Annotated in this window: 4 protein-coding genes; all 4 read left to right on the top strand. The window is 32.1% G+C overall.

Going from position 1 to position 5,981, the window contains the following annotated elements; all coding sequences use genetic code 11:
- Positions 1 to 988: alpha/beta fold hydrolase (locus AWE51_RS11330; protein ID WP_066313633.1), on the top strand; the 988-nt coding region annotated here is incomplete at its 5' end.
- A gap of 219 nt (positions 989 to 1,207) precedes the next feature.
- Positions 1,208 to 2,071, top strand: coding sequence for a DUF4262 domain-containing protein (locus AWE51_RS11335; protein WP_066313634.1), 864 nt, complete (start codon positions 1,208 to 1,210; stop codon positions 2,069 to 2,071).
- Positions 2,072 to 2,281: 210 nt separating this feature from the next.
- Positions 2,282 to 4,489 carry a DNA cytosine methyltransferase gene (locus tag AWE51_RS11340; protein ID WP_066313635.1) on the top strand — a complete coding sequence of 736 codons (2,208 nt, stop codon included), beginning with the start codon at positions 2,282 to 2,284 and terminating at the stop codon, positions 4,487 to 4,489.
- Entirely contained in the window at positions 4,486 to 5,667 is a 1,182-nt protein-coding gene (locus tag AWE51_RS11345) for an MvaI/BcnI restriction endonuclease family protein (RefSeq protein WP_066313636.1), read from the top strand. The genes AWE51_RS11340 and AWE51_RS11345 overlap by 4 nt, the downstream gene beginning before the upstream one ends.
- The last annotated feature ends 314 nt before the right edge of the window (positions 5,668 to 5,981 follow it).

The raw sequence follows: 5,981 nt of genomic DNA on the forward strand, positions 1-5,981 counted from the left end.
AAAACATTTAAAAAATACGATGAAATTAATATTAAAAATACTAAAGTGGATTGGTAAAATTTTTGCCAGTCTTATAATTCTAATATTGATATCTGGATTGTGTTTCCGATTATTTAGTTCAAAACCAGTTCCACCAGGAAAATTAGTGGATGTTGATGGAACTAAACTTCACATAAGAACAGAAGGCGAAAAAAATGATTTACCTACCATTATTCTTGAAGCAGGTTCAGGAAATGATACAGATGTATTTCATTGGATTGTTGAAGGATTGAAAAAAAATATAAGAGTTGTAAGTTATGACAGAGAAGGTAAATGGTTTAGTGAATCTAGCAAAGACAGTATTACATCAGATTTTTACGCCCATCAATTACATAAATTACTTGAAAAAAATGGAGAAAAACCACCTTATATATTAGTAGGTCACTCTATGGGTGGTCCTTATAATAGAATATTCAGAGACTTATATCCAAATGAAGTAAAAGCACTTGTATTTTTAGATTCAAGTCATCCTGAACAATGGAAGCGATTAGCAGAAAATGGGTTGTTTGAAAAAAATCAAATTACCTTAATAAAATCTCTTTCAATACTTGCCGATATGGGAATATTAGGAGTCTATAATAAAATAACTAATCCAAAACCTAAGATTGACAACCTACCGAAAGATTGCCAAATTCGTAAACTTAAACTTATTTCTCATTCTGGAGATGTTTATCGTAGGTATTTAAAAGCAAACATAATAAATAATGATATTCTTTTACGTGCTAGTCAATCAAGTAGTTTAGATTCATTACCTATCTTAGTTTTTACCGCAAAAAAACAATATGGAGATTCTGAAATATGGTTCGAAATGCAAAAAGAACTGAAAGAACTATCTACTAAAGGAAAACAATTTTATATGGATGCAAATCACGGCTCTATAATTACAAAAAAAGAGAATGCTGAAATAATTAATAAAGAAATACTTTTATTGGCTGAAACAATTGAATAGAGAAGTTAAAAGCAACGTTTTACAACACTATATATAGCAAATTAGGCGATTAGTGTTTAACCGAAAGGTCTATTTATATTTGCAAAGTCACCAAATCTTTTGATTTGGTATTAAAAGAGAAAAATTAAAACAAAATACAAAAGATTTGGCTTGTGGCTAAACCGAAAATAATCGCTTGTTTTCTGCCCAACTTGCCATATATTTAACGTTACCAGTAATATGGAAAATCACGAAGAACACGATAAACAAGCAAAAGAAAGGATTGTAAATGACATCAAAGAATATGATTGTCATTTAGCGCTATTTGAAAGTGATGGTTACTCACCTGCCTTTGTTTATACAATAGGTCTTTATGAAAAATTCCAACATCCTGAAATAATATTATTCGGTCTTAAAACAGATGTAATGGGACATCTTCTTAACGGACTGAGAGATGAAATAAGAAAAGGAAATAGTTATAAACTTAATCAAAAATATTCTGGCTTATTGGAGAGCTATGAAGTTCAATTCTTGGAGGTTAATAAAGAAAATTATGCTGACTATTTTGGTTATGCTGGATGGTATTATGAAAACACTTTTGATTTTCCTGTTTTACAAATGATTTGGCCTGATAAAGAAAGTAAGTGGCCTTGGGAAAGCGGATTCAATGAAAACTGGAAATTCAAACAACCTTTACTTGATAGGAATACAGAATTTAAATATCAAGAAGAGAAAAATTTAGGAGTTTATACAACTCATCACGCTTTTGAAGGTAAACCAATTTTGTATGTACATCATAATGAAGATGGAGATTGGCAGTTTCATACAGAATATGAACCAAAAATAGCAGATTCTAAGTTGGTATGCCTAGAAGAAATTATAAAACTTGACCCGACTCTAAATGAAGTTTATTACCTGAATTACGGACAAACGGCTTATAGAAATGAAATCGGAGGGGAATGGACAATTGAAGAATATGAATCAGAAAAAGAGGAAGAAACTACTGGTAACAATGGCTATACGACAATGGCGGATAGAGAGCAAAATTTAAAAACAAGTAATAAATCAAACTTTTGGTCAAAGCTAAAAGGTATGTGGTCATAACACCGCCACTGCGCATAGCCGAGACGTTACCTGCAAGCTTTGAAAAATCCAAACGCGCAGTCAAGCACATTTCATTTTGCTCGTACCTCACAAAATAAAAAGAGCTTGCCTTTTCCCAGCGCTCACTCAGAACAAAAATCAGAATTAAATAGGAATTTAAAAAAATGTCCGTAAATTTGTCCGTGTACGTAAAAACGTCCGTGAATAATTATGGCAACAATTAATTTTTATTTAGACAAACCTGACAAAAAAGGGTTTGCACCAATTCATCTTCGAATAAACTGTAACGGAAGCCAAGTTAAGGTTTCTACAGGACAGAAAATAGAACCGAAAAACTTCAATAAATCCAAACAAAAAGCGATTGGATTAAGTGTGGAATCTCACGAAATCAACCATTATTTAGATTTTCTAAAAGAACGAGCAGACGAACTTTTGCATCACTCTAATAAAAAAACCTTTGTACAAGACGAAGTTAAAAGCGTATTAAACGAACACATAGAAAACTACAAAGAAAGTAACAATGTAAATATTGTCAAAGAACAGGTTGCACTTTATGGAAAACCTTTCACTTTTGTAGATTTATTTGCTGGGGCTGGCGGTTTTAGTGAGGGTTTTTTACAAGCTGAACATAATAATAAATTCTTCGATTTCGTTGTTGCCAACGACATCAATGAAAATTGCGAATTAACTCACGTTGTTCGCTATAATCATCAATTAGGTTTGGATGCGGAGTTTTTAAAACAGGATATTACTGAACCTGACTTTTTAGACAATTTATTAGAAAAAATTGATGGACGTAAAATTGACGTTGTTTGTGGTGGACCACCTTGTCAAAGTTTCAGTCTTGCAGGAAAGCGAAAAAAATTCGATAAAAAAGACGACCTTTTTTCTCACTACTTAGAAGTCATTAAGGTTTTACAACCTAAATACTTTGTGATGGAAAATGTAAAAGGCATTTTGACGAAAGAAGGCGGGAAAATAAAAGAATTGATTATCAAAGAAATCAACTCTATTGTTGACACAAAAGAAATTCCATTACTAAATACATTCATCAAAAAAATACGCAAAGAATCAAATTCTTTCCTTTTCGATAGTATTGTAAAACGAGTTGAACTTGAAAAACTTCTTGAAAAAGATAAAGAAACTGGAAAAGCTGATTTCATCAGTTTTGTTGAGAATAGATTTAAAAAACTAACGCCAAAAATCGCAGATTATAAAACCAGTAAAACAGACGAAAATATTAATACAATTCGTCACGGTTTTAATCTTTTGGCTCGAGCAAAAGAATGGGAGAAATTAAAACGTGATATTATCAAAGAAAAGGATTTTTGTAATATTGATAGTGATGACTTTGTAAATTCCTTTACAGATTTTCTAACAGAAATAAGCTCAGAAAATGTCATTTCAAAAATTGAGAATTCATTTAAAGCTTTAAAAGTTCCAATCAATTACAAAAAGGATTGTGAGGATATTATAACTGCTTTAAAAATATACACAACATCTTTCGATGAATCCATTGAGATTTTAAAATCTCACTGTAACAAATCACAAAAAAAGGAATTAGAGACTATTCTTGAAAGTATTAGACTTTATAAAATAGAACAACCATTTGTAGCTAACGCATCAAATTATGGTGTGCCTCAAAATAGAGAACGAGTACTTTTTATTGGTTGTCGCAAAGACCAAAAATATATTTCTGAAATTCCCGCAACAGTTTCAGAAGAAGAAAAAGTAACCATTTTTGAAGCTTTATACGATTTAGACTTTATTGGCAACAATCAAGAAGCACATCGATATGAACAAATTGATATTTCTGCACAATACAATGGAACTGCAAAAAAAATGGCTAAACTTCTCAAAAAAAGAAAAATTGACGGAAAGCCTATTTCCAAAGGTGGAAAATCATTTGCAGAATGGTCAAAAAAAGGCAGATTAATTGAACGATTTAAACCTCAGACAAAACCATTTTATGTAAGGAATACAGAAGGTTTGGAAAACGGAGAAAAATATTTCGACATACTTAACAACCACAAGACAAGTAATCAAAATGAAACCGTTATTGAAAGACTTGGTGTGATTTTAAAAAATGGTAATTATAGAAAAGCACAACCAGAGCTTGAGAAATTAAATCTTTCTACAAACAAGAGAAATTACAATGTTTTAAAACCAGACGAACAGAGTTCTACAATAATGACTATTGCGGACGATTACATTCACTACAATTCGCCAAGGTCTTTAACAGTTAGAGAAATGGCACGTTTACAATCGTTTGACGACTCATTTGTATTTCAAGGAAAACGCTCAACAGGTGGGAATAACAGAAAAACAGAAGTGCCACAATACACTTTAGTTGGAAATGCTGTTCCGCCTTTATTAGCTAGAGCAGTTGCAAGCGAAATTTTAAAACATATCAAGTGAGAAAACTTACAGACCCAGAAAAAGAAAAAATAAAATTACTTACCAAAAGCCAAGTTTCTCTTACTTTAATTGAGCCAACCGAAACCGGATTAAAAAAATCAATTATGGATGCGACTGGTTCTGTTCGTAGTTATTTGAAAAGTGAAAATATTCACGATTACGAATTACAACCACAAGGTACAGAGAGTAAAGCAATGATTCCAGCAGTTATTCATACTGGTTTTAAGACAATAAAATCACAAGCATCTTTATATCGTCCTTCAACTAAAAAAGGAGACCCACGAATTTGGTTTTATGGTTTGACAAAAGTTGCTGACCCAAACGATATTATTGCAATAACGCACTTTGATGGTAAATTTCAAGTTTTCAACTTGACAAAATTAGACATCAGAGAATTGATTAATTCTTCAATTCTAAATCCGTTTCAAGAGTTAATTAATGCAATTAATACAACTGAGAACGAAGTCGCTTTTGAACTTTTGGCTATGTTAAGAAAAATAGCAAATGCTGGCCCAATTCCTTCAATGGTTGACGCTGACACTTCTGTTGGCAGAACACTTGAAGCTGCACTAGGAATTGACATTAACTCTTCTAAACAACCCGATTATAAAGGAATTGAACTTAAATCATTCAGAAATAGTAGAACAAACCGTAAAAATCTATTTGCACAAGTTCCAGATTGGAAATTAAGTAAATTTAAAAGTTCGGCAGAAATTCTCGACAACTTTGGTTATGAACGAGAAGAGGATTTTAAATTGTATTGCACAGTTTCTGCAATTACTAGAAACTCACAAGGTTTGAATCTAAGAATTGATAGCGATATTAAACAATTGATTGAAAACTCTGATAAACCAGAAGTTGGGGATTTTGTGGTTTGGACATTAGACAAACTTCACAATCGACTAAAAACAAAACATAAAGAAACGTTTTGGGTAGAAGCCGAAAGCACTAGAATAAATGACCTAGAGCATTTTCAATATAAATTGGTGGAACACACAAAAAAACCAATTACTTCTCAATTTAACTTACTAGTTGAACAGGGAATAATTACGCTTGACCATTTAATTAAGCGAAACTCAAAAGGAAAAGTAGTCGAAAAAGGTCCGTTGTTCAAAATCAAACCGAAAGGAATCGAGTTATTATTTCCGCCAAGTGAAAGCTACAATTTAATGGCATAACAGAATTGCCTACGCTGAAAGAGCCATACACATTTCCAGTCGCGCCATCCACGCTACACCAAAACTGTAAAAGAGTATGTCTTTGCCAACGCTAGCAAGTTTGGGGATAAAAAAGCCAGCCAGGTAACAAGGTATAAAAAACATAGGGCGTTTGTGCTTAACCGAAAGTTCTGTGAATATTAACAAAGTCCGCTAAATATAAAATTTGGCATTTATAGTAGAAAAGGTAAAAGCAAAATATTTATATTTAGCTAAGTAATAAACTGAAACGATAGAGCTTATCACCTGCCCTACGTTTCTTATACGAGACGTTA

The organism is Aquimarina aggregata, assembly GCF_001632745.1.
GTDB classification, from domain to species: domain Bacteria; phylum Bacteroidota; class Bacteroidia; order Flavobacteriales; family Flavobacteriaceae; genus Aquimarina; species Aquimarina aggregata.